Source organism: Luteibacter sahnii (assembly GCF_034063545.1).
Lineage (GTDB): Bacteria > Pseudomonadota > Gammaproteobacteria > Xanthomonadales > Rhodanobacteraceae > Luteibacter > Luteibacter sahnii.
Window position 1 is genome coordinate 551,370 of record NZ_JAQLOK010000001.1, and the last position, 23,185, is coordinate 574,554.

Consider the following 23,185-nt stretch of genomic DNA (forward strand, 5'->3'; position numbering starts at 1 on the left):
GGGCTATGGGAGGCATCGTCGCACTGGTGATCGTGCTCGTCGCGGTCGTCGTCATTTCGAAGCTGATCCGTATCGTGCCGCAGGGCTACGAGTGGACGGTGGAGATGTTCGGCAAGTACACGGGCACGCTCACGCCGGGCCTGCATTTCCTGATCCCGTTCGTCTACGCCATCGGCCGCAAGATGAACATGATGGAGCAGGTGCTCGATGTCCCCTCGCAGGACGTCATCACCAAGGACAACGCCGTGGTCAAGGTCGACGGCGTGGTGTTCTACCAGGTGCTCGACGCGGCCAAGGCCGCCTACGAGGTGGCCAATCTGGAGGCGGCCGCGCTTGCCCTGATCATGACCAACATCCGCACCGTGCTGGGCTCGATGGACCTGGACGAAAGCCTCAGCCAGCGCGACGCCATCAACGCGAAGCTGCTGGGCGTGGTCGATGAAGCCACCCATCCCTGGGGCGTCAAGGTGACCCGCATCGAGATCAAGGACATCTCCCCGCCGCGCGACCTCGTCGACGCCATGGCCCGGCAGATGAAGGCCGAGCGCGAGAAGCGCGCCAACATCCTCGACGCCGAGGGCTTCCGCCAGGCGGCGATCCTCAAGGCCGACGGCGAGAAGCAATCGGCCATCCTCGAAGCCGAGGGCAAGAAGGAAGCCGCGTTCCGCGAGGCGGAGGCTCGCGAGCGCCTCGCCGAGGCCGAAGCGAAGGCCACCACCATGGTGTCCCACGCGATCGCCGGTGGCGACGTCAACGCGCTCAATTACTTCGTGGCCACGAAATACGTCGAGGCCCTCGTCGAAATGGCCAAGTCGCCCAACCAGAAGACCTTGCTGCTGCCCATGGAAGCCACCGGCATCCTCGGCTCGCTGGCCGGCATCGCCGAATTGGCGAAAGACTCGATTCGCACCCAGCAGACGGCACAGACCACGCCGGTCCGCACGCCGCCGATGCCGCGCTGACGCCATGGAGTCGCTGGCCCTGCATTACCTGTGGTGGATCGTCGCCCTGCTGCTGATCGGCGGGGAGGTGATCCTGCCTGGCTATTTCATGCTCTGGATCGGCTTCGCGGCGGCGGCGATGGGCGTGGTGGTCTTCGCGGTACCCGGCCTCGGCGAGTTGGCGCAGGCGGTCCTCTTTGCCGTGCTCGCCTTCGCGTCGTGCTTCGCCTACTGGCGATTCGTGCGGCCGCGCATCGACCGTACGCCACCCGGCAACGCCCGGCTCAATCGCCGCGGCGAGCAACTGGTCGGCGGCCGCTATACGTTGTGCGAGCCGATCGTGCAGGGGCGCGGCAAGGCGAAGGTGGGCGACGGCATGTGGCTGGTCACCGGACCGGACCTGCCCCTGGGCACGATGGTGGAAGTGGTCGGCGTCGACGGCACCACCCTGCGCGTGAAGGCGGTGGACGTTGCCTGAGGCTGCGCCGCTCAGCGTGCCGGTGAGCTTCGCCACCACGGCGATCAATACCCGCATCGCTTTCCTCACCGAACTCGCGCGGCGCCTGCACCAGTACGGCACCACGGCCCCGCGCCTGGAGACGGCGATCGCGCGGTCCGCCCAGCGGCTGGGCCTGAACGCCGACGTCTGGTCGAGCCCCACCGCGATCATTGTCTCGTTCGCCGACCTGGGGCAGGGCGAAGACGGCGTAGCCCAGGTCACCCAGGTGATGCGCCTGCCGCCGGGCGACGTCAACCTCGCCCGGCTGTGCGAGGCGGATCGCATCGCCGACGAGGTGATCGACGGCCGCATGGGCCTTCGCGAGGGCTTTCACCTGCTGCGCAAGCTCGGTGCCCCCGACACCGTGCGCGACACCGTCGGCCTGGTCGCCAGTTATGGCCTCTGCGCTGCCGCGGTGGTGGCCCTGTTGCTGCATAGCGCCTGGGCAGACCTCATCACGGCCGGCTTCATCGGCACGGTCATCGGACTGATCACGGTCGCCTCGGGCAGCCGTCCGCGCCTGGCTGCCGCGAGCGAGGCGATCAGCGCGATGGTGGCAACCACCATCGCCATCGTCGTCAGCGCCTACGTGGTGCCCCTGGCCGTCAAGTCGGTGATCCTGGGCAGTCTCATCGTGCTGATGCCGGGCATGGCGCTCACCACCGCGGTACGCGAGATTTCCAGCCAGCACCTCGTGGCGGGTGTCGCGCGCATGGCCGGTGCCATCGCCACCTTGCTCAAGCTGGCCTTCGGTACGGTGGCCGCCAACCAGTTGTGCGAAGCGTTTGGCATCTATCCGCGCAACTACGTGCTGCCACCCCTGCCGTCATGGGCGGACGTCCCCTCGCTGCTGATCGGCGCCTTTTCGTTCGCCATCCTTTTCCGCGCGGCCCGGCGCGACTGGCTGGTGGTCATGGGCTCGGTGATCGTGGGCTACGTCGCCACCACCTGGGGCGGACGCATCTCCGGCTCGTTGCCCGGGGCCCCGTTCGGCGTGTTCGTGGGTGGGCTGCTGCTGGGCGCGCTCAGCAACATCTACGCCCGTTACGCGAAGCAACCCGGGGCCGTGGTGCGCGAGCCGGGCATTATCCTGCTCGTGCCCGGATCGGTGAGTTTCCGCAGCGTGTCGTACCTGCTCGACCGCGATACGTCGCTGGGCATGGACACCGGCCTGCTGGTGGTGACGCTGCTGGTTTCGCTGGTAGCGGGCCTGCTCTTCGGCGACCTGCTCGTGGCGCCCCGTCGTTCGCTATGAGCGAATCCGGCATGTCCTTCGGGCGCCACCCGGTCTATGTGGCCATGCTGCGCTGCACGCATGCCAAGGTCGTCACAGAACGCGCATCGGCCTACTGGCGCGCGGCCAGGCATGGTGCGATGTTGGATCGATCCAAGCGCCGCCTGCCTTGGTTCTCCCAGCCAGAAGGATGCCCCATGAACACCGCCCAGCACGGAACCCGTTCGCTCATCCTCGTCGCGGCCGTGGCCGCCTCCGTCGCGAGCCCCGCTTTCGCCGATTCGGCCATTTACGGCGGCGGGCCGTTCTACAGCGGCGGCACGCCGGTGATGAACGACCTGCGGGCCTCCGGCTTCACCACCGTGATGCTGTGGAGCATCCACGTCGACGCCAACGGCGACCTCAACCTCAACGACCAGAAGCTGGTTTCCAAGGGTGCCTACGTGGGCACGAACACCAGCTGGTCGGCGCAACTGCAGACGCTCAAGCAGGCGCCCACGTCGGTCAACCGCATCGAGGTCTCGATCGGCTCCGGTGGCGTGGCCGACTTCGAGCATATCCGCGACCTCGTCAACAGCACGGCGTCCGGCGGCGGCACGGGGCCGAACAGCATCCTCTACCGCAATTTTCAGGTACTTCGGCAGGTGACCGGCGCCGACGCCGCCGACTTCGACGACGAGAGCGCCTACGACCTGGCCTCCGCCACGGCGTTCGGCAAGATGCTGGCGGGGCAGGGCTACAAGATCACCTTCGTGCCGTACACCAACCAGGGCTTCTGGTCGTCGCTGAAGAGCAACCTGGGTGCGAGCGTCGACCGGATCTACCTCCAGGTGTACGACGGCGGCGCAGGCAACGATCCGAAGCAGTGGTCGAGCGCCTTGGGCATGACGGTTCGGCCCGGCCTGTGGTCGTTGCATGGTTCGGGCTGCGCCTCAGGCGATAGCCCCTCATCGGTGAAGACGCGAATGACCGCATGGAAGGCGAGCACCGGCATACCGGGGGGCTTCATGTGGCTCTACGACGACATACAGAAATGCTCGGCGTCCGGTCGCAACACCGCCGATTACGCCGCCGCGATCAACGGCGCGGTGGCATCGCGCACCGCGAGCGCCGATTTCGGCGCGAGCAGCACGGGCCTCACCAGCACCTTTGCCGGACAGGTGAATCCGGGCGATGCGCGTATCGTGACGCAGCGGTGGAACTTCGGCGACGGCAGCCAGGGCGCCGGGGCCACGGCGTCGCACACGTATGCGCGCGCGGGTACCTACCCGGTGACGCTCACGGTGGTCGACGAGGAGGGTCACGCCCAAAGCAAGACGCGCAACGTCTCGGTCGCGGAATAATCCCCACGTACCGGTGTCCGTGGATGGGCCGCACCGGCTGCGGCCCATCCACCCATGAAAAGTTTCTTCGCGGACGGTTCGATCCCGCGAGCCGTGGGGCTGTCGCGACCTTGTGGCGCCAGAGCTCGCGTTGCACCTGGGCGGTGTCGCAGGGAGACCTTGGCGTCCACCCTCGCTGCTCGGGCAGTCCTCCGCGTTCGACAGGGAAGGCCGCTAACGCGGCCCATGGGCTTGATCGGCCTGCGGCCGCTCTCTTGTGCGGAACTCGCCTCGAGGGTGGACACCAAGGTCTCTTCCGAGCGGTGAGGTCGGGTGTTGGGAAAGCGCTGATCGTTTTTTGGCCGATCTGCGCAAGCGATGTTTGAGCTGTGAAACGGCAGCCCGACAACGGGTATCCGACGTCGCGACGAGTTGACCGGCGTTGTTGGGCGGAGCGACGTGAAGCTCACTGGCTCACCGCGGTGACCCCTGCGCCGTGCGTGCTCTCACAACACGCCGCCTCAGTCATGGGGAGAGTGTTCGGTGTCCACCCTCGTGGCGAGTTCCGCACAAGGAAGCGGCCGTAGGCCAACCAGGTACATGGGCCGCGTCAGCGGCCTTCCCCTGTCGAACGCGGAGGACTGCCCGAGCCGCGAGGGTGGACACCGAACACTCTGGCCTCACCGCCTCACCGCTTCAGCCTCCGAGCCGGCCGCAAGGCCTGCCTCCATGCGACATCCCGCACTTCTGCGACGAACCAAAAAAAAAGACCCCGGCGAAAAGCCGGGGTCTTCGGGATGAGCCGGATGACGAATGGCGTCAGATAAGCAGGTCTTTTTCTTTCTTGCCGGCCTTGAGCGCGTCGTTGAACCAGCGTGGACGCTTGCCCCGGCCCGACCAGGTGTTCTCGGGGTTGGACGGATCGCGGTATTTCGCGGCAACGGTGGTGCCGGCGCGCTTGGACTTCGCGCCGCCACGGGACGGAAAGACCTCGTCGATCGTGACGCCTTCGGCCTTGAGAATCGCCTGGATCTTTTCGCGGACCTTGCCCAGGCGCTCCTTGGAGAGCTCGCTCTGACGGGCCTGCGCCTTGGCGATCAGGTCGTTCAGTTGATTGTGGTTGAGGTTCTTGATATCGACTGCCATTAACACGTGCTCCGATGGGGTAAATCGTAACTGCATGGATCCCGGTATTCCCGCGAAGGCGCATTAAAGGGACCACTCGGGAGTTTTTAACCAATCGAAACAAAAAAAGCAAAATGCCCGGCGCGATGGCCGGGCATTCGTGGCTTGAATATCAGGAATTACCTACGGAGATAATCGCCATAGGCGGATGTCTGCGATTTATCCCAAAAGAGCGAGCAGTTCGTCCCGCGTCACGTTGCGGGCCTCGCTGTCGGTACGCGCGCGGTATTCGAACGTCCCCGCGTCGAGCCCCCGTCCGCTCACCACCACGCGGTGCGGAATGCCGATCAGCTCCATGTCGGCGAACATCGGGCCGGGGCGTAGCCCACGGTCATCGAGCACGCTGTCGATGCCCCGTGCGCCGAGTTCCTGGTAGAGCGATTCGGCAGCCTCGGTCACGGCGGGGTCGTTCTTCGGGTTGATGACGCACACCGCCACCCGCCAGGGGGCCATCGCGTCGGTCCAGATCATGCCCGCGTCGTCGTGGCGCTGCTCGATGGCGGCCGCCACGATGCGGCTGACGCCGATGCCGTAGCAGCCCATGTACATCGTGCGCATCTTGCCCTGTTCGTCGAGTACGCCCGCGCCCATGGCCTCGGCGTATTTCTGGCCGAGCTGGAACACATGGCCCACCTCGATGCCCCGGGCGAAACGCAGGTGCCCCTGGCCGTCGGGGGACGGGTCGCCCTCGACCACCTTGCGGATGTCGGCCACGCGGGTGACACGTGCGTCGCGCTCCCAGTTGGCACCGGTGTAGTGCGTGCCGTCCTGGTTGCCGCCGCAGACAAAGTCGGCCAGCACGGCCGCGCTGCGGTCGACGATGACGGGAATGCTTTCGGGCAGGCCGACCGGGCCGATGAAGCCCGGCTGGGTGCCGGTGGCGGCCAGGATCTCGGCCTCGCTCGCCAGCTCGGATTCGTCCGGCAGTTCGGGCAGGTGCGAGGCCTTCACCTCGTTGACCTCGTGGTCGCCGCGCACGCACAGCGCCACCAAGCCTTCGCGACCGCGCACCAGGATGGTTTTCACCGTGCGCGCCGCCGGCACGCCGAGGAACGCCGTGACCTCGTCGATGCTGCGCTGCGTGGGCGTGTCGACCTTCGCCAGCGCGGCGGACGGTGCCGGTCGCGCGTCGGTCGGTGCAAGCGCCTCGGCCTTTTCGATGTTGGCGGCGTAGGCCGAGGCGTCGGAGTAGGCAATGGCGTCCTCGCCCGAGTCGGCGATGACCTGGAACTCGTGGCTGGCGCTGCCGCCGATGGCGCCGGTGTCGGCGTCGACCGCGCGGAATGCGAGGCCCAGGCGCGTGAAGATGCGCGAGTAGGCGTCGTACATCACCTTGTAGGTATCGGCCAGCGACTCAGGGGTGAGATGGAAGGAGTAGGCGTCCTTCATCAAAAACTCGCGCGCACGCATGACGCCGAAACGCGGGCGGATCTCGTCGCGGAACTTGGTCTGGATCTGGAAGAAGTTGAGCGGAAGCTGCTTGTAGCTCTTCAGCTCGTTGCGCGCGAAGTCGGTGATCACTTCCTCGTGGGTCGGGCCGTAGCAGAACTCCTGCTCCTTGCGGTCCTTGATCTTCAGCAACTGGCCGCCGAACTTCTCCCATCGGCCGGTTTCTTCCCACAGCTCGCGCGGCTGCACCGACGGCATCAGCATCTCGATGGCCCCGGCGCGGAGCATTTCCTCGCGCACGGTGGCTTCGACCTTGCGCAGCACGCGCAGGCCGAGCGGCGTCCAGGTGTAGAGGCCCGAGGCGAGCTTGCGGATCATGCCCGCGCGAAGCATCAGCCGATGGCTGGCGACTTCCGCGTCGGCGGGTACTTCCTTGACGGTGGCGAGGTGGAACTGGCTCAGGCGCATCGGCGATGGTCCGCGGGTAAAACGCCGATTATAGGGCGCCGCTGGGCCCTCAGGTGGCGCAGTAGAGGGTGACCTGCGCCTGGTTCTTCTTGATTTCGTTCTGGCGGGTAGCGTCGTCCACCGCCTTGGTGCCGCCCTTGCCGTCGTCCATGTTGAGCACCTTCTCGTTCTTCAGCAGGTCGGCGTTCTTGCGCAGCTGCTCGCAGAGCGCCTTGCGGTTGGCCGGCGTATCGGCCGTGCCGGCCGCTGCCGCCGGCCGGGCCACGGTGGCGGCCGGCGGTGGTGCGGGCGTGGCGTTGGACGCGGCGCCCGTGGCGATCTTCACCTGCTCGAATTTCGTGTTGCCCGGGGGCGGCGCATCGGCATAGTGGGTGACGCCCTGGGCGTCTTTCCACTTGTACGCCTGGGCGAGTGCGAGGGGGCAGGCGAGCGCGAGCAGGGCGAAAGCGAGGCAGCGGCGCATGGCGGCATTCCGGCGGGCGTGGCGCGTACAAGTAGCACCGCCCCCACGAAAGGCGCAAGCGCCGCCGCACGGCCCGGCCGGGCCTGCCTGACGCTTGGCGACGCCTGGGCTACACTCCCCGCATGAGCGAACCCATTCCAGCCAGGCGCCCGCGGCATCGCGGCATCTACCTGCTTCCGAACCTGTTCACGACCGGCGCGATGTTCGCCGGTTTCTATGCCATCGTCTCGGCGATCGGCGGCCACTTCGCCACCGCGGCGCTTGCGGTGTTCGTGGCCGGCATCCTCGACGGCATGGACGGGCGGGTCGCGCGCCTGACCAACACCCAGAGCGAGTTCGGCGTGCAGTACGACTCGCTCTCCGACCTGGTCAGCTTCGGCCTCGCGCCGGCCCTGGTGATGTACACCTGGTCGCTTTCCTCGCTGGCCGACTACGGCCGCGTCTGGGGCAAGATCGGCTGGGCCGCCGCCTTCATCTACGCCGTGTGCGCCGCCCTGCGCCTGGCCCGCTTCAACACCCAGGTGGGCGTCGCGGACAAGCGCTATTTCCAGGGGCTCGCCAGCCCGGCGGCGGCGGGCCTGTGCATGTCATTCGTCTGGACGATGGAAAAGTTCGACGTGCCGGGTTCGTCGGTGGCCTTCTTCACCATGCCGATCGCGGTGCTCGTCGGGTTGCTGATGGTCAGCAACGTGCGCTACTTCAGCTTCAAGGCATGGCCCAAGGGCGACCGCGTGCCGTTCATCTGGCTCATCGCCGCCGTGCTCATCGTGGTGTTGCTGGTGATCGACACGGCCCGCGTGCTTTTCGCCGTGGCCGTCATCTACACGATTTCCGGCCCGGTGATGACCGTCTGGGGCCGGGCGACCCACCGGCGGCGCGCCCGCCGCTCGGCCGCGCGCCCGGTGGAGTAGCCGGTGAGTCTCGTCCTGCCGCGCCGCGAACGACTGCTCCGCGCCATGGGCGTCACGCCTTGGCGCCTGCGCGTCACCGGCACGCAGACGATCGACGCGCCGTCCGCACCGGCCAACGACGCGGCGGGTGGACGGGTACCCTGCGTGGTGATCCTCCCGTCGGGATGCAGCGAGCGCGAACTCGACCTCGTGGGCCGGGCATTGCGCGCGTTCGGCCCGGCGACGGGCCGCGCGGCGCGGCTGGAGGTCGGCGACGCCGGTCTCGGCCAGGTGCCGGTCGCATCGGCCTACCTCGCGTTCGGCGAGGCGCAGGCACGCGCCCTGGGCCATGAGTTGCCGGCGGCCGTCCAGAGTGCGGCGCAGATCGTGCTCGTGGATGCGCCCTCGCAGGTGTTGACCTCCGCGGCCGCCAAGCGCCGTCTCTGGAACGCCCTGCGTGCGTTGGGTCGCGCATCGGCAAGGGCGTAAGGCGATGGTGGCCGTCGCGCGTCCCTCGACCGAAGTGCGTGCCATGCGCCGCGACGACCTCGACGCCGTCGTGGCGATCGAGCACGCCTCCTACGAGTTTCCCTGGAGCGCCGGTATTTTCCGCGATTGCCTCCAGGCCGGCCACAACTGCTGGGTCCTCGTGCACGAGGGGGCGGTCGCGGGTTACGGCATCCTGTCGGTCGCCGCGGGCGAAGCCCACGTGCTCAACGTATGCATCGACGACGCCCATCGCGGCCTGGGCTACGGCCGCCGGATGATGCGTCGCCTGCTCGACCTCGCCCGCTGGTATGGCGCCGAGCGCGTCTTTCTCGAGGTGCGACCGTCCAATCCCGCCGCGCAGGCCTTGTATGCCTCGCTCGGCTTCGCCGAGATCGGCCGCCGCCCCGGCTACTACCCCGCACGGTCGGGGCGTGAGGAGGCCATCGTGATGGCCCTGGACATGCCGGTCCCCGGTGCCGGTCCGGCCGGCTGACGCCAGGGCCCTTAACCTTCGCGCAGCAAGGCCATCGGCGAGGTACGCAGCACGCGCCGCGTGCCGAGCAGGCCGATCAGCATCACCACGAACGCCGCCAGCGCCGCCGAACCCAGCAGGGGCCAGGCCGGCGGCACGAACCGCTCGATACGGAACACGGCCTGCCCGAGCCAGATCCCCGCACCGAGGGCCCCCAAGGCCGCGGTGAGGCCGGCCACGCCGCCCAGCAGCGCGAACTCGCACGCGGCGGCTGCGCGCAGTTGCGCCCGCGTCGCGCCGAGGGTGCGCAACAGGGCCGCCTCCTTGCGGCGTTCCTGGGCGCTCGCCGCGAGTGCGGCGGCCAGTACGAGCGCGCCCGCGATCAGGCTGAAACCCAATACCCAGCGCACCGCCGTTCCGACCCGGTCGACGATGTCGCGCACGCGGTCGAGCAGGGCGTCCACGTCGATGAGGCTGAGATTGCCGTAGTCGCGAGAGACCTTCGACAGCGCGTCGGCATGGCCACGCGGAAGGTAGAAGCTGGTGAGCCACGTGTGCGGCAACTCGCGCGCGTGGGTCGGATCGAGCATGAGGAAAAAATTCACCCGGAACGACGCCCAATCCACCTGGCGAATGCTCGTGACCCGGGCCTGGATCGTGCCTTCGCCCACTTCGAAGCCCAGCGTATCGCCCAGCTTCAGGTGGAAGCGGTCGCGCCAGGAGGTATCGACGGACACCTCGGCCTGCGCCGGCGACGCGCCCGGCCAGCGGCCTTCGACGACGGTATTGGAGGCGGGCAAAGTGTCGCTCCACGACAGCCGCAGCTGGCGGTCGGCCGAGTCTTTTTCGTCGTCGCTGAGGAACGCCAGCCGGTCGACCGCCTGGCCGTTGATGGTCGTGAGCTTGCCGACCGCGAGCGGCATCATGTTGACCTGGCTGGCACCCATGCCCGCGATCGCGGCCGAAAATCCCTCACGCTGCTCGTCCTGTAGGTTGAGAGCGAACCAGTTCGGGGTATCCGCCGGCAGCTCGCGTCGCCAGCCGTCGAGCAGCGACGGTGCGATGACGGCGAGCAGCAGGAGCGCGCACAGCCCCAGCGAAAGCGCCGTGGCCTGCACCAGCGACAGACCCCGACGCCGGGCCAGCGCGGCCAGGCCCAGCCGAAGGGCGGGATGTGCCCCGGGGGCGACGCGCCGCGCGACCACCAGCAGCATCGCCGCAAGCCCGGCGGCGACCGCCGCGACGCCGGCGAGGCTGACGGCGAGGATGCCAGCCAGCCGCAGCGACGCGCTCTGCATCCAGATCAACGCGACGGCGGTCACCAGCGGCACGAGGTACAGGGCGTCGAAGCGGCGCACGCGGCGTTGCATGGATTCCCGAAAGACGGCCACGGGCGGTACTTCCGCCAGTCGTACCAGCGGCGGTAGCGCAAAGCCCGCGAGTACGGCGAGGCCCATCGCCGCGGCCGCCAGCGCGGGACCGATCGGCAGGGTGGTGGGTACGTCGTCGAAGAGCTGGCGGGCGAAATACCACGCGCCCTCGGCCAGGCCCAGCGCCACCGCCACGCCGACCGCCGCGGCGGGAATCGCCAGCGCGGCGAGCGTGCTGACCAACAACGCGGCGACGCGGCGGCGTGGCGTGCCAAGCGCGCGGAGCAGCGCCACTTCGGGCGCCTTGCGCCGCGCGTACCGCGCCGACGCCAGGGCAATGGCCACGCCCGCGAGCAACGCCGACAACAACGCCGTCAGGCGCAGGAACGCGCCGGCGCGATCGAACGCGTTGCGCATGCGCTCCTGCATCTTCTCCGGCGTGATCAGTTCGGCACCGGCGGGCAGGGGTGCGTTTTCGACGGCCATGCGCCACGCCGCCACCGCCGAGGGGGCGCCCGCGACCAGCAGGCGATGACGTGCGCGACTTCCGACCGAGAGCAGGCCGGCGTCGCTGGCATCGTCGAGGTTCATCAGCGCGCGCGGCGCGAGTGCGAAAAGCTCGCCGCCGTCGGGTTGCCGGACCAGCTCGGCCGACACGCGCAGGTCGCGTCCGCCGATCTGCACGCTCTGGCCCGGCCGGATACCGAGGCCGACCATCGCGCGATGGTCGAGAAACACCTCGCCGCGCGCCGGTCCATGGGCGTCGCGCTCGCGCCCGTCGACGCCGCGCACGCTGAGCGTGCCGCGCAAGGGGTAAGCGGCGTCGCTGGCGAGCACGTCGAGCAACTGGCTGTGTTCGCCGACGAAGGCCACGCTTCGGAACTGGGCGCCGCGCGAGGCGCGCAGGCCATCGTCGAGTGCCGAGCGGAGGAGGGGGGCGGGCAGGGGGGCGGGTGCCGAGATGCCGACGTCGCCGCCGATGAGTTCGGCCGAGCTGGCGAGGATGCCGCGCTCCAGCCGCGTGGAAATCGTGGCGACGACGCCCAGGGCGATCACGGCGAGCACGAGCGAGGCGGCAAGGGTGCGCAGCTCCACGAGATGCCACTCGCGGCGCAGCGTGCGCAGGGCGAGGCGGGCGACGTTCACGCGTTCACCCCGAGGCGTCCTTCGCGCAATTCGGCCGATCGCGCGCAGCGCGCGGCCAGGCGCGGATCGTGGGTCACGAGGATGAGCGTGGTCGCGTGTTGCCGGTTCATCTCGAACAGGAGGTCGCCGACATGGTCGCCGGTGTGCTGATCGAGGTTGCCGGTGGGCTCGTCGGCGAACAGGATGCGAGGACCGTGCACGAAAGCGCGGGCGAGCGCCACCCGCTGCTGTTCGCCGCCGGAAAGCTGCGCGGGATAGTGGCGTCGGCGCGCGCCCAGCCCCACGGTCTCCAGCGCCGCTCGTGCGCGCTCCCTGGCTTGGTCGTCGCCCTCCAGCTCCAGCGGCAGCATGACGTTCTCTTCCGCCGTCAGGGCAGGAAGCAGGTGGAACGACTGGAACACGAAGCCGACCAGGCGCCGCCGCATGGCGGCACGGGCTTCCTCGTCCATCGATTCCAGTGGCTGGCCGTCGAGCCGGATGCGGCCCGCGGTGGGAACGTCCAGGCCGGCGAGCAGTCCCAGAAGGGTCGTCTTGCCCGAGCCCGACGCACCGATGATGGCGAAGCTCTCGCCTGCGTCGACCCGCAGGTTCACGCCCGAAAGGATGTCGAGCTGCCCCTCCGGACCGAAAACCGACTTGCTAACATCCGCCACTTCGAGAAGAACACGGGAAGAATCGCTCATGCGTCGTTGCCTGATGGTCCTGTTGCTGTTCGTCTGGGGCGCCATGGCCCACGCGGCCGATGTGCCGCGCAAGGTGCTGGTGCTCGGGGATTCGCTGTCGGCGGCGCATAACATTCCGGTGGATGCCGGATGGGTGCGCCTGTTGAACGTTCGCACGACGAAGATGGCGACGCCGTGGACGATGGTCAATGCCAGCATCAGCGGCGAGACTTCGCTCAGCGGCCGCCATCGGCTGCCCGCGCTTTTGAAAAAAGAAAAACCTGGCGTGGTGGTGATCGAGCTGGGTGCTAACGATGGGCTTCAGGGGCTGCCGCTCAAGGCGTTGGCGGACAATCTCGACAGCATGATCGAGGCGTCGAAGGACGCCGGGGCGAAGGTGTTGCTGCTCGGCATCGAACTGCCTGTCAATTACGGCCCGCAGTACCGCGACGGCCTGCGCGCGGTCTACGCCGACGCCGCGAAAAAATACGACGTGCCGTTGGTGCCTTTTTTGCTCGAGGGAGTAGCGCTCGATCCCACATTGATGCAGGATGACGGCCTTCATCCCACGGCGCGGGGCGAACCGAAGGTGGCGGAGAATGTGTGGAAAACGCTTGCGCCGCTGTTGATGTAAACGACGTCACGTCGACGTTGCACTACCCAGAATGAACTCAGGTTTTGGCCTTCACGTTGCACTCACTGGCCCGGCCTTTAACTTTTCACATTTGTGAACTGCCCAAGAGGAGTCGAGCGATGAGCAACCGTGATGAACAGGCTGGCCTGGTACTCCTCGTAGAGGACAACCGCCAGATCGCCGAAATGGTGGGCGAATTCCTCGAGCGCCGTGGCTATTCGGTCGACTACGCCGCCGACGGCGTGAGCGGCCTGCACCTGGCGGTGTCCAACAGCTACGACGTGGTCGTGCTCGACCTCATGCTGCCCGGCATGGACGGCCTGGACGTGTGCCGCAAGCTGCGCAAGGACGGTAAGAAATCCACCCCGGTGCTGATGCTGACGGCGCGCGATACGCTGGAAGACAAGCTGGTCGGCCTTGAGGCCGGCGCCGACGATTACCTCGTCAAGCCGTTCGAGGTGCGCGAGCTGGAAGCCCGCCTGCGTGCCCTGATCCGCCGCGATCGCCGCCAGGTGTCGTCGGAGGTGCTGACGGTGGGCGACATGACCCTCGACACGGCGACGCTCCGCCTGACCCGTGGCGGCCAGGAGCTCACCGTCTCGCCGATCGGCCTGAAGCTGCTGGCCATCCTCATGCGCGAATCGCCGCGCGTGGTCAGCCGTCGCGACATCGAACGCGAGATCTGGGGCGACACGCTTCCCGATTCGGACACGCTGCGCTCGCACCTTTACAACCTGCGCCGCGTGATCGACAAGCCGTTCGACCGGCCGTTGCTGCACACGATTCATTCCGCGGGATATCGCCTGGCCGACCTCGATTCCGAAGTCGCCGCGTCCCAGACCGCTTGATCACGACGCGGGGCTGGATGTAGCGACGTATGGAAGAGGGCCGTTCGCAGGATAGACGTCGCCGGCGCGGATCGTTCCGCTCCCGCGTCGCCGTCGTCATGACCTTGCAGACCCTGGTGGTCGTGATCGCATCGATCATGGCCGTCAACAACGTGGCGCCGATCGGCGCCGCGGTGGCGATCATGCTTTGCTCCGGTGGCCTCGCCTGGCTGGCGGTGTCCCGCGAATGGCTGCCGGTGGCGGCGCTGGCCCGTCTGCTCGAAGCGTGGGACCCGGAAAGCCCCGACATGGATGGCCTGCGTAGCGGCGACGAGCGGCGCTCGGATAACGACGTGGCTTCGTTGGTGAAGGGTCTCCACGGTCTGGCGTCGCGCATCGAAGGCTACGGCGAGCGGGAGCGCAACTTCACCCGCGACGCCAGCCACGAGCTGCGCAGCCCGCTCACGGTCATCAAGATGTCGTCCGACATGCTGGCGGAGGAGACGTCGCTGTCGGAGTTCGGTCACCGCTCCCTCGAACGCATCCGTCGTTCGACCCGCGAGCTGGAATCGCTGGTAGAGGCCTTCCTGATTCTCTCCCGCGAGTCCGACCAGGGCCTCGCCGAAGAGGACTTCGTGGTCAACAAGGTGCTCCGCCAGGAAGTGGACTACGCCCGCGAACTGATCGCGGGTCGCCCGGTGGAGTTGATCCTCGACGAGCCGGCTTCGTTCGCGCTGCACGCCTCGCCGCGGGTATTCGCCGTGCTTTGCGGTCAGCTCATCCGGCACGCGCTGCAACAGACCGACCAGGGCACCATCGTGGTCACCGTCATGCCGGGCAGCGTAAGCGTCATCAATCCGGCCGTGGATGCCCCCGAGCCGGGCAGCCGGCGGCACGCGTCGGTGGATCGGCATGGTTTCGACCTGGCCATCGCACGCCGCCTGTCGGACCGCTTCCAGTGGCCGCTCGAACTGCGCTCGCTGCCGGGCGCCAGCCGCGTGGCGAGCATCCGCTTTCCGAACCCCCATCCCATCGAAGCCTGAGTGCCGCCGCGCGGCTCGATCGCCCGGCGCGTTAGGGCATGAGTCGTGCGATACGCTCCGCGGTGAGTGCGCCGCTCAAGGCGTTCTTCGATCCGTCCGCGCGTATCACCAGCGTGCGTGGCGTCTCGCCGCCCCACGTTGGATCGATGAGAAAATTCAGCCGCTCCGGGCTTGGATCGGCGTAGGCGCGTGACGGCACGCCGTCGAGCTTGGCGGCCTTGAGCCTGGCCTCCAGCGCAGTTGCCTGGCCGATCGCGTCGGTGGCGACGAAAACGAGGTCGACGTTCTCATGGCTCCGTTGCCAGGCGAGCAAGGCGGACAGGTTTTCTTCGCAGTAGGCGCAATCCAGCGCCCAGATCGCAATCACCTTGGCGCCTTTCGCGGGGGGGAGCAGCAGGGCGGTCACGTCCGCTTTCGCCAGAGGCGTGACCGGCGCGGCCTGGGCCGCGCACGCGCAGGCCAGCGCGGCGATCGCGACGAGGTACTTCATCGCGCCGCGTCCGCAGGCACCAGGCGGAAGCTTCCACCGGGGTTCCATGCCACGAACGCCTGGTGATTGGCGAGTACCAGCTTCGGCCAGCCTGACGCGCCATCGGTATGCGCGATGGCCTTCGCCTCGCCGAAATGCGCTCCGCCGTCGGTCGATGCGCGCAGCATCAGATCGAGGCCCGCGGCCGTCATCTGGTTCCACGCGATCCACACGCGCCGGCCATCCACGGCAAGGTCGGCGTGCGATGCGCCGGTGGTCGCGACGGTGGCCGCATGGCGCGGGGGCTGGCCGGGCACGAGCTGACCGTAGGTGATGGTGGGCGCGTCGTTCGCCGCGCTGAACCACACGGCGTGCTTTACGCCCGCCGCGTCGATCGCGAGCGAGGGGCCGTGATGGGGGCATCCTTCGATGTGCCACTGGGTGAAGGTCGCGCGCGCCACCTGGGGTGCCTTGCCGTCGACCGGCAGGGTCGCGACGGCATGGTCGCGGATGTTGTCGCCGTAGATGGCCCGGAAGAAGGCGTCGATCGATCCATCCGGTGCGCGGGCGAGGGCGATGCGGCAGCACTCGCAGCTCTGATCGACGATCTTTCGCTCCGGCGCGAAATGCGCACCCCGGTCGGTGGACCAGCTGTAGTAGGTGGCGGCGCCCAGGTAAGGCTTGCCGGCTTGGGTCGCGGCTTCGAGGTCGCGTTTGTCGATCCAGGCCACCACGACCCGGCCCTGGCCGTCGACGGCCAGGGCATCGAAGCGGTGGGTGATCTCGGCCCGGTCGGCATGCACCGTCGTGGGCAGGTCGAAATGCGCACCATCGTCCAGCGACCGCGAGAACCGGACGAAACCGGTCCAGGGCGCCTTGCGCGGCTGCGACCAGGTCACGTAGATCTCGCCGTGGGGGCCGAGGGCGACCTTCGGCCGGTTTTCGCCCTCGGCGTAGATCGGCTCACCGGTGGGATTGACGATGGTCGTCAGGGTGAAGTCCTTGCCCATGTCGTCCGATCGCCGCACGCGGACGTGTTCGCCGATCGTGTCGACCACCCACAGGCGTCCCTTCGCGTCAATGGCGGCATCGAAACCGAACGCCGCCTCGTGGCCCATCGACATGCCGTGCATGTCGTGGGCCGGGATCGCGGGCGCGACGGCCAGGGCGGCAAGCAGCAGGAGCCGACGCATGGTCAGAGGTCCTCGGGACGTTCGCGCACGGGATGCTTGCTGAGCTTGCGTTGCAGGGTGCGCCGGTGCATGCCCAGCCGGCGTGCGGTCTCGGAGATATTGCCTTCGCATTCGGTGAGCACGCGCTGGATGTGTTCCCACTCCAGCCGTCGCAGCGGCAACGGGGCGTCCGGGGCATCGACGAAGTCGTCGGCGTCGGCGGGGCCGTTGTCGCCGTCCAGCAGGGCGCGGACCACGGCGTCGGCGTCCACCGGCTTGGCCAGGTAATCGTGCGCGCCGCGCTTGATGGCTTCCACGGCCGTGGCGATCGAGGCATAGCCGGTGAGCAGCAGCACGCGGATGTCCGGCACCAGCGACTGGAGTTCGGGGATCAGGCGCAGCCCGTTCTCGTCGCCGAGCTTGAGGTCTAGCACGCAGTAGCGCGGCTGGTGCCGACGGGTCAGCGCCCGCGCGTCGTCGACGTTGCCTGCCGTCATGACCTCGAAACCGCGCGAGGTGAGCGCGCGGCCGAGCACCCGGGCGAAGGTGGCGTCGTCGTCGACGATGAGCAGGGGGCGGCCGGTGGGAGGCGTCAGGTCGTTCATGCAAGGTCTCCGATGACCGAAAGGGGCAGGCGCAGGCGCATCTGGGCGCCGTGGCCGGTATTGCTGGCGGCGAGCTCGCCGTCGAGGCGTTCGGCCGTGGCCTCGGCCAGGGCAAGTCCGATGCCCAGGCCGGTGTCTTTCTGCGACAGGCCGAGCGTGCCGAGTTCGTCGAATTCGTCGAATCCCGGTCCTTCGTCGGTGACGACGAGTTCGAGCCAGCGTCCGTCGATGCGGATGCCGAACGATACCGACGCGCTGTCGTTGAGCGCGGAGGCGTCGGCGGCGTTGTTGAGCAGGTTGATCAGCGCGTGGCGCAGGCCCGGCGGCGAGCGCAGGCGAAGGCGGCCGGCGTTCGGTTCAACGTCGAGGGTGACGTCCGCTTCGGGCCGCAGTAGCTGGAAACGCTCCATGCAGCTGTGGATGAACTCGTTGAGCGTCATCCGCTCCGGCTCCTGGGAGAGCTGCGCCTTGCCGAAGGCCACCATCTCGCGAAGGATGGTGCGGCAGCGCTCGACCTGGCTTTCGAGCAGGTCGAGGTCGTCGCCCAGGGCATTGTCGCCCGCGTGATCGCGGCGGATCTCCGGCAGCAGCGTGCGCATCGTGGCGAGCGGGGTGTTGAGTTCGTGCGCGGCACCGGCCGCCTGCGTGGCGATGGCGAGGATGCCCTCGTCGCGCAGGGCCCGCTCGCGCACGCGCTGCACTTCGTCCTGCTGCACGCGGATGGCCTTGGCGAGGTTGCTGATGAACACGCCCAGCAGGATCGCCATGATGACGAAGTTCACCCCGAGGCCGGCCACGTAGAGGTCGAAATCCAGCCCCTTGTTGCCCAGGCTCGGCAGGGGCAGGTGATAGGGCACCAGCAGCACATAGGCCATGCCGGTGAGGATCGCCACCAGCGACACGCCGGCGATGGAAAGCGCCGCCGCCGACAGGCCGATCGGCACCAGGAGCAGCGTCACGAACGGATTGGCGGCGCCGCCGGTGAAGTAGAGCAGGTAGCCGAGGACGAGCGTGTCCGCGGCGATGTGCACGATCGCCTCGCCTTCGGTCAGTTTCCAGGGCATGCCCAGGCGGAAGGAGGCGGCCGCCGCTAACACGGCCAGCACGCATACGCCAAGCATCAGGGGCAGCAGGGGGACGTCGAGCTTGAGCAGGGTGACGCAGGAAAGGATCGCGACGCTCTGCCCGGCGATGGCGCACAGGCGAAGCCAGGCGAGGGTGCGCGCTAGCGCGAAAGGACCGGAGCGGGACGTCGGGGAATGCAGGTGGTCGCTCACGTCGATCTCTTCATGGACGAAGGGCCGCCGGGGCGGCCCTTCGCGGGGTGTTACAGGTCTTCGTTGTGCACCGGGGGCACGGGCGGCACGTCGGCCAGCGCGTGATCCAGCGACAGCCGGCGCATCAGCGGCAGCATGGCGATGGCGATCACGGTGCACCCGATGCCGACGAACCCCAGCTTGTTGAACAGGCTGGTGTAGATCGGCAGCGACTGCATCGGATCGGTGATGTCCTTGGGGATGGCGGCAAAGTTGGCCACCACGCTGCCCATATACTGCGACACGCCCGAGGCGACGTAATAGGCGCCCATCATGAAGCCGCCCATGCGCGCCGGCACGTAGCGAGCGATCATCGCCAGGCCCAGGCCACTCACCAGCACCTCGCCGAGCGAGTAGAAGCCGTAGCCCCAGACCATGTACCACGACGAGATCTGGCCACCGACGGCGCTGAGCGCGCCCAGGCCGTACATGAAGAAGCCGACGGCGACCGCGGCGAAGCCCAGCGCGAACTTGGCGGCCACGGAGAAATCCTTGCCGTGCCGGCCGAGCGTGTTGTAGATCCAGACGAGGATCGGCGACAGGATCACGATCCAGATCGCGTTGAGCGACTGGAACTGCTCCGGGATCCAGCGGAAGATCGGCATGCCGAACAGGCTGAACTCGAGGTCGACGTTGCGCTGGGCGAACAGATTCAGCGACGTCGACATCTGCTGATAGAAAATGAAGAAGAAGATCGTCTGTACCGTCAGCACCAGGGCGGCGATCAGGCCGGCGCGCTCGCTTTTTTCCACCGAGCGGATCAGGTGCACGAAGATGCCGAGGATGACCACGCCCGCGAGGTACACGCAGGCCTCGGCCACGCCCTGGTTGCGCAGGATGTACGCCGACGCCGCGATGATCGCCACGCCGCCGAGCGCCACGCCCAGCACGTTGCGGGCCACGAGCGGACGCTCGTCCGGTGCCGAACCGATGTGGGCCAGCGTGTGGCGCATGAAGAAGTAATTGATGAGGCCGAGGATGAGGCCGATCGAGCAGACGCCGAAGGCCGTGTGCCAGCCCAGCGCGTCGTTGTAGTGCTGGCCGACGTAATCGCGGATCCACGGCGTGAGCAGCATCGAGATGGTCGAGCCGATGTTCACCGCCATGTAGTAGATGGTGAAGGCGCTGTCGATCTTCACCTCGTCGCCTTCGTAGATCTTGCGCACGAGGTTGCCCGCGTTGGGCTTGAACAGGCCGTTGCCCAGGATGATGACGCCCAACGCCACGTACAGGAACAGCGCGTTGTTGGTCGGAATCCACAGCATCGCGTAGCCGAACATCAGGACGACCGCGCCGGTCAGCATGGTGCGGCGGGTGCCGATGAACTTGTCGCCGATCCAGCCGCCGATGGCGGGGGTGGCGTAGATCAGGGCGGACGCGGCGCCCCAGATGAGGTTCGAGTCGGCTTCGGCAAAGCCGAGCTTCTTGACCATGTAGGTGACCATCAGCACCTGCATGCCGTAGAAGCCGAAGCGCTCCCACATTTCGATGAGGAAGACCGTGCTGAACGACTTGGTCTGGGAAACGGGCGGGTTCTGGATTGCCATGTAGATTCCGTGCGCATTGGACACAGCGAGCCGCAAAAAAACGCGGCTCCCGTTGCCATGACCCTGAACGAGGCCATAACTGGTCAAGGGTAACCCAAATGGTCCAACGCGTTGTGCTGCGCTGCCAGAGGGGCGCGGCGATTCGCCACGTGCGTCTGCGCTCCGGCGCGCCCGGACCGCCCGACGGGGGCGTTGTGGCATAGTAGCGCGCCTTTTCCCGCTATCCGCCGTCGGTCCGCCATGTCGCATCGCATCAACCCGTCCGCCCTCCGGATCGCCATCGCGGCGGTCGCCACGGGCGTCTGACCGCCATGGCGTCCAACGTTCCGCGCGGTCCGCGCCAGATTTTCGCGGCGTTCCAGTGGTCGATGAAAGGGTTGAAGGCGTGTTTCCGTCACGAGGCGTCGTTCCGGCTGGAGGTGTTCCTGGCCGTCGTGGTCGTGCCCCTCGGCTTGTGGGTCGGCAACGGCGCTGTCGAAAAGATCGTGCTGGTGACCTTTCCCATGCTCGTGCTCTCGGCGGAGCTGCTCAACTCGGCCATCGAGGCTGTGGTGGACAAGGTCAGTCCGGAGTTCCACGAACTCGCCGGACGGGCCAAGGATATGGGCTCGGCGGCGGTGTTCCTGCTCCTGGTGATGGTCGTCCTGAGCTGGGTGCTCATTCTCTGGCCAAGATTTTTCTGAGGTTGGTCGCCCGGTCCGGCGGGCGACGCCCGCGATCCCGGGATGCCTTGGCCGCGGAAACCACGGGACAGGCCCTGCCGATGGCCAGACCGCCTGGCTAGCCGCCGATATCACGCGCTTTGCGATACCTTGTGCGGCACATCCAAGGAATCGTCGCCATGAAGACACTCATCCGCACCGTCGCCCTGGTCCTGCTTGCCGGCTTTCTGTCCGGTTGCGGCTACAACGCGATCCAGCGCGAAGACGAGGCCGTGAAGGCGGCCTGGTCCGAGGTACTCAACCAGTACCAGCGCCGCGCCGACCTCGTGCCGAACCTGGTCAACACGGTCAAAGGGTACGCTCAGCACGAGGAGCGGGTACTCACGGAGGTGACGAACGCCCGCGCCAAGGTCGGGCAGGTTCAGCTCAGTCCCGACCAGGCGAACGATCCCGCCGCCCTGGCGAAGTTCCAGGCCGCGCAGGGGCAATTGTCCGGCGCCCTTTCGCGCTTGCTCGTGGTCAGCGAGAACTACCCGCAGCTGAAGGCCGACGGGTCGTTCCGCGACCTCCAGGCGCAGCTCGAAGGCACCGAGAACCGCATCACGGTGGCGCGCAAGCGATACGTCGATGCCGTGCAGTCGTATAACACCCTGATCCGCTCGTTCCCGACCAACCTCACCGCGAAGGTGATGGGTTACGCCGTGAAGCCGAACTTCAGCGTGGAGAACGAAAAGGCCATTTCCACGGCCCCGACGGTGGACTTCGGCGGCGCGCCTGCCCCGGCCACCTCGGCCGCGCGCTGATGCGTCGCGCCGCCGCGGGGCTGCTGCTGGCTTTCGCGCTGCTGGTGTCGCCCCGGGCGGCGCCGGCGGCCGACGAGCCCGCCGTGCCGCGGCTGACGCGGCATGTCACCGACCTCACCGGCACGCTCGATGCCGCGCAGGTCGACCAGCTCGACGCGCGACTGGTGGCGCTGGAGAAAGCCAAGGGGGCTCAGGTCGTGGTGCTGATGGTGCCCACGACGCAGCCCGACGATCTGGAGAGCTATTCGCTCCAGGTCGCCGAGACCAACAAGGTCGGCCGCAAGGGGCCCGACGACGGCGTGCTGTTGCTGCTGGCGAAGAACGACCGCCGGGTGCGTATCGAAGTGGGATACGGCCTGGAGGGTGCGCTGCCCGACGCGATCGCGGCGCGCATCATCCGCGAATACATGGCGCCGAAGCTGCGCGCCAACGACTACTACGGCGGCATCAACGAAGCGCTCAACGCCATCACCCAGATCGTGCAGGGCGAGTCGTTGCCCCCACCGGTGAATCCTGACGACGCCCACGAGCGGCGTAACGGCGGCGGCCACCTCCTGTTGCCCCTGATCTTCGGCGTGCTGTTCCTGCGCGGCGTGCTCGGTCGCGCGCCCCTCGGCGTGCGCATGCCGCTGGGTGGCGCGGTGACGGGTGGGCTCGGCTGGCTGTTCATGCATTCCCTGGTCGGCGGCGTGATCGGCCTCATCGCCGGCGCGCTGTTCATGGCCATTCCCCTCGGTGCCGGCCGCTCGATCGGCGGCGGCGGCTGGGGCGGGTTCGGTGGCTGGGGCGGAGGCGGCTTCGGCGGGGGCGGCGGTTTCGGTGGCGGAGGCGGGGGAGGCGGTTTCAGTGGCGGCGGCGGTAGCTTCGGTGGCGGCGGCGCGTCGGGGAACTGGTAATGGACATACGACGGATCGGTCAAAACCTCTTTGGTGAATGGTTCCGCCTCGGCCGGGTGTTTCCGCCCGACGTGCTCGATGCCGTCATGCAGGGTGTCGCGGATGGCGAGCGGCGGCATCGTGGCGAACTGCGCGTGGCGATCGAATCGCGTCTGCCCGCGATGGCGGTGGCGCAGGGTCTTACCGCGCGCGATCGGGCCGCGATGCTGTTCGCCCATCTCCGTGTCTGGGACACCGACGACAACTGCGGTGTGCTGCTTTACGTGCTGCTCGCCGAGCATCGCATCGAGATCGTCGCCGACCGTGGCATCGTCAACCGCGTAGCGCAAGACGAGTGGGACGCCATCGCCGCGCACATGCGCGAGGCGTTCGCCGCCGGGCGCTTCCGCGACGGCCTGTTGACCGGCGTGGAAGAGGCCGGGGAGCTGTTGGCCACGCATTTCCCTGGCGACGGCACGCCCCGGGAAAACCAGTTGCCGGATCGGCCCCTGGTGCTCTGAGGAGGGTGCGGTCGCGCGCAGGATGCGCTACGTCGGTTTCATGGTTCCAAAAAGCGTTCTGCACGGAAGTCCGTGGGACGCTGCGTGAATACAGGCGTCGTCGGCGGCCCGGACGGTGAGGCCGTGAGGCCAGAGCCTTTCGTGTCCACCCTCGCTGCTCGGGCAGTCCTCCGCGTTCGAC

General features: G+C 67.9%; 24 protein-coding genes. 14 read left to right on the forward strand and 10 right to left on the reverse strand.

Annotated features, from left to right (window positions below; all coding sequences use genetic code 11):
- Positions 1 to 5: 5 nt before the first annotated feature.
- The 4 genes from PI246_RS02585 (at position 6) to PI246_RS02600 (ending at position 4,017) form a co-directional block, all read left to right on the forward strand.
- A complete protein-coding gene (locus PI246_RS02585; protein ID WP_320549721.1) occupies positions 6 to 962 on the forward strand; it encodes an SPFH domain-containing protein in 957 nt (318 codons plus the stop codon).
- A gap of 4 nt (positions 963 to 966) precedes the next feature.
- Positions 967 to 1,419, forward strand: coding sequence for an NfeD family protein (locus PI246_RS02590; RefSeq protein WP_320549722.1), 453 nt, complete (start codon positions 967 to 969; stop codon positions 1,417 to 1,419).
- Positions 1,412 to 2,695 carry a threonine/serine exporter family protein gene (locus PI246_RS02595; RefSeq protein WP_320549723.1) on the forward strand — a complete coding sequence of 428 codons (1,284 nt, stop codon included), beginning with the start codon at positions 1,412 to 1,414 and terminating at the stop codon, positions 2,693 to 2,695. The genes PI246_RS02590 and PI246_RS02595 overlap by 8 nt, the downstream gene beginning before the upstream one ends.
- Before the next feature lie 176 nt (positions 2,696 to 2,871).
- Positions 2,872 to 4,017 (forward strand): PKD domain-containing protein, encoded by a 1,146-nt coding sequence (locus tag PI246_RS02600; RefSeq protein ID WP_320549724.1) that lies wholly within the window; start codon positions 2,872 to 2,874, stop codon positions 4,015 to 4,017.
- A gap of 798 nt (positions 4,018 to 4,815) precedes the next feature.
- Here PI246_RS02600 and PI246_RS02605 read toward each other — a convergent pair.
- The 3 genes from PI246_RS02605 to PI246_RS02615 form a co-directional block, all read right to left on the reverse strand.
- Complete coding sequence (locus PI246_RS02605) at positions 4,816 to 5,142, reverse strand: H-NS histone family protein (protein ID WP_320549725.1); 327 nt, start codon at positions 5,140 to 5,142, stop codon at positions 4,816 to 4,818.
- 198 nt (positions 5,143 to 5,340) lie between these two features.
- Entirely contained in the window at positions 5,341 to 7,038 is a 1,698-nt protein-coding gene (locus PI246_RS02610; RefSeq protein ID WP_320549726.1) for a proline--tRNA ligase, read from the reverse strand.
- A 49-nt stretch (positions 7,039 to 7,087) separates the two neighbouring features.
- Complete coding sequence (locus PI246_RS02615; protein ID WP_320549727.1) at positions 7,088 to 7,501, reverse strand: DUF4124 domain-containing protein; 414 nt, start codon at positions 7,499 to 7,501, stop codon at positions 7,088 to 7,090.
- Between the two features lie 122 nt (positions 7,502 to 7,623).
- Here PI246_RS02615 and pssA point away from each other — a divergent pair, with 122 nt between their 5' ends.
- The 3 genes from pssA to rimI are packed head-to-tail and all read left to right on the forward strand — an operon-like array spanning position 7,624 to position 9,373.
- A complete protein-coding gene (gene pssA, locus PI246_RS02620) occupies positions 7,624 to 8,412 on the forward strand; it encodes a CDP-diacylglycerol--serine O-phosphatidyltransferase (protein WP_320549728.1) in 789 nt (262 codons plus the stop codon).
- A 3-nt stretch (positions 8,413 to 8,415) separates the two neighbouring features.
- Positions 8,416 to 8,880 (forward strand): hypothetical protein, encoded by a 465-nt coding sequence (locus PI246_RS02625; protein WP_320549729.1) that lies wholly within the window; start codon positions 8,416 to 8,418, stop codon positions 8,878 to 8,880.
- Between the two features lie 4 nt (positions 8,881 to 8,884).
- Complete coding sequence (gene rimI / locus PI246_RS02630; protein WP_320550240.1) at positions 8,885 to 9,373, forward strand: ribosomal protein S18-alanine N-acetyltransferase; 489 nt, start codon at positions 8,885 to 8,887, stop codon at positions 9,371 to 9,373.
- Positions 9,374 to 9,384: 11 nt separating this feature from the next.
- On the opposite strand, the gene PI246_RS02635 is transcribed toward rimI, so the two are convergent.
- Both PI246_RS02635 and PI246_RS02640 read right to left on the reverse strand, forming a co-directional pair.
- Positions 9,385 to 11,868: an ABC transporter permease gene (locus tag PI246_RS02635; protein WP_320549730.1), complete on the reverse strand. Its 2,484-nt coding sequence runs from the start codon at positions 11,866 to 11,868 to the stop codon at positions 9,385 to 9,387.
- Positions 11,865 to 12,551, reverse strand: a complete 687-nt coding sequence (locus PI246_RS02640; protein ID WP_320549731.1) for an ABC transporter ATP-binding protein — start codon at positions 12,549 to 12,551, stop codon at positions 11,865 to 11,867. The genes PI246_RS02635 and PI246_RS02640 overlap by 4 nt, the downstream gene beginning before the upstream one ends.
- On the opposite strand from PI246_RS02640, the gene PI246_RS02645 reads away from it, so the two are divergent.
- The 3 genes from PI246_RS02645 to PI246_RS02655 all read left to right on the forward strand — a co-directional run bounded on the left by PI246_RS02645 (position 12,550) and on the right by PI246_RS02655 (position 15,034).
- On the forward strand, positions 12,550 to 13,164 hold the full coding sequence (locus PI246_RS02645) for an arylesterase (protein WP_407069767.1): 615 nt from the start codon (positions 12,550 to 12,552) through the stop codon (positions 13,162 to 13,164). The two genes, PI246_RS02640 and PI246_RS02645, sit on opposite strands and share 2 nt — an antisense overlap.
- Positions 13,165 to 13,283: 119 nt before the next feature.
- Positions 13,284 to 14,012, forward strand: a complete 729-nt coding sequence (locus PI246_RS02650; RefSeq protein ID WP_320549732.1) for a response regulator transcription factor — start codon at positions 13,284 to 13,286, stop codon at positions 14,010 to 14,012.
- A gap of 98 nt (positions 14,013 to 14,110) precedes the next feature.
- Positions 14,111 to 15,034: a sensor histidine kinase gene (locus PI246_RS02655; RefSeq protein ID WP_320549733.1), complete on the forward strand. Its 924-nt coding sequence runs from the start codon at positions 14,111 to 14,113 to the stop codon at positions 15,032 to 15,034.
- Positions 15,035 to 15,065: 31 nt separating this feature from the next.
- On the opposite strand, the gene PI246_RS02660 is transcribed toward PI246_RS02655, so the two are convergent.
- From PI246_RS02660 to PI246_RS02680, 5 genes are read right to left on the reverse strand one after another with little or no spacing between them, the layout of a single operon-like run.
- Positions 15,066 to 15,524 (reverse strand): thioredoxin domain-containing protein, encoded by a 459-nt coding sequence (locus PI246_RS02660; RefSeq protein ID WP_320549734.1) that lies wholly within the window; start codon positions 15,522 to 15,524, stop codon positions 15,066 to 15,068.
- Complete coding sequence (locus PI246_RS02665) at positions 15,521 to 16,696, reverse strand: sialidase family protein (protein ID WP_320549735.1); 1,176 nt, start codon at positions 16,694 to 16,696, stop codon at positions 15,521 to 15,523. Before PI246_RS02665 ends, PI246_RS02660 begins: the two co-directional genes overlap by 4 nt.
- Positions 16,697 to 16,698: 2 nt before the next feature.
- A complete protein-coding gene (locus PI246_RS02670) occupies positions 16,699 to 17,280 on the reverse strand; it encodes a response regulator transcription factor (RefSeq protein ID WP_320549736.1) in 582 nt (193 codons plus the stop codon).
- A complete protein-coding gene (locus PI246_RS02675; RefSeq protein WP_320549737.1) occupies positions 17,277 to 18,557 on the reverse strand; it encodes an ATP-binding protein in 1,281 nt (426 codons plus the stop codon). Before PI246_RS02675 ends, PI246_RS02670 begins: the two co-directional genes overlap by 4 nt.
- A 50-nt stretch (positions 18,558 to 18,607) precedes the next feature.
- Positions 18,608 to 20,143, reverse strand: coding sequence for a peptide MFS transporter (locus PI246_RS02680; RefSeq protein WP_320549738.1), 1,536 nt, complete (start codon positions 20,141 to 20,143; stop codon positions 18,608 to 18,610).
- Between the two features lie 311 nt (positions 20,144 to 20,454).
- On the opposite strand from PI246_RS02680, the gene PI246_RS02685 reads away from it, so the two are divergent.
- The 4 genes from PI246_RS02685 (at position 20,455) to PI246_RS02700 (ending at position 23,004) form a co-directional block, all read left to right on the forward strand.
- A complete protein-coding gene (locus tag PI246_RS02685) occupies positions 20,455 to 20,826 on the forward strand; it encodes a diacylglycerol kinase (RefSeq protein ID WP_320549739.1) in 372 nt (123 codons plus the stop codon).
- A 158-nt stretch (positions 20,827 to 20,984) separates the two neighbouring features.
- Positions 20,985 to 21,608, forward strand: coding sequence for a LemA family protein (locus PI246_RS02690; RefSeq protein WP_320549740.1), 624 nt, complete (start codon positions 20,985 to 20,987; stop codon positions 21,606 to 21,608).
- Positions 21,608 to 22,504, forward strand: a complete 897-nt coding sequence (locus PI246_RS02695) for a TPM domain-containing protein (protein ID WP_320549741.1) — start codon at positions 21,608 to 21,610, stop codon at positions 22,502 to 22,504. The genes PI246_RS02690 and PI246_RS02695 overlap by 1 nt, the downstream gene beginning before the upstream one ends.
- Positions 22,504 to 23,004, forward strand: coding sequence for a TPM domain-containing protein (locus PI246_RS02700; protein WP_320549742.1), 501 nt, complete (start codon positions 22,504 to 22,506; stop codon positions 23,002 to 23,004). The genes PI246_RS02695 and PI246_RS02700 overlap by 1 nt, the downstream gene beginning before the upstream one ends.
- The last annotated feature ends 181 nt before the right edge of the window (positions 23,005 to 23,185 follow it).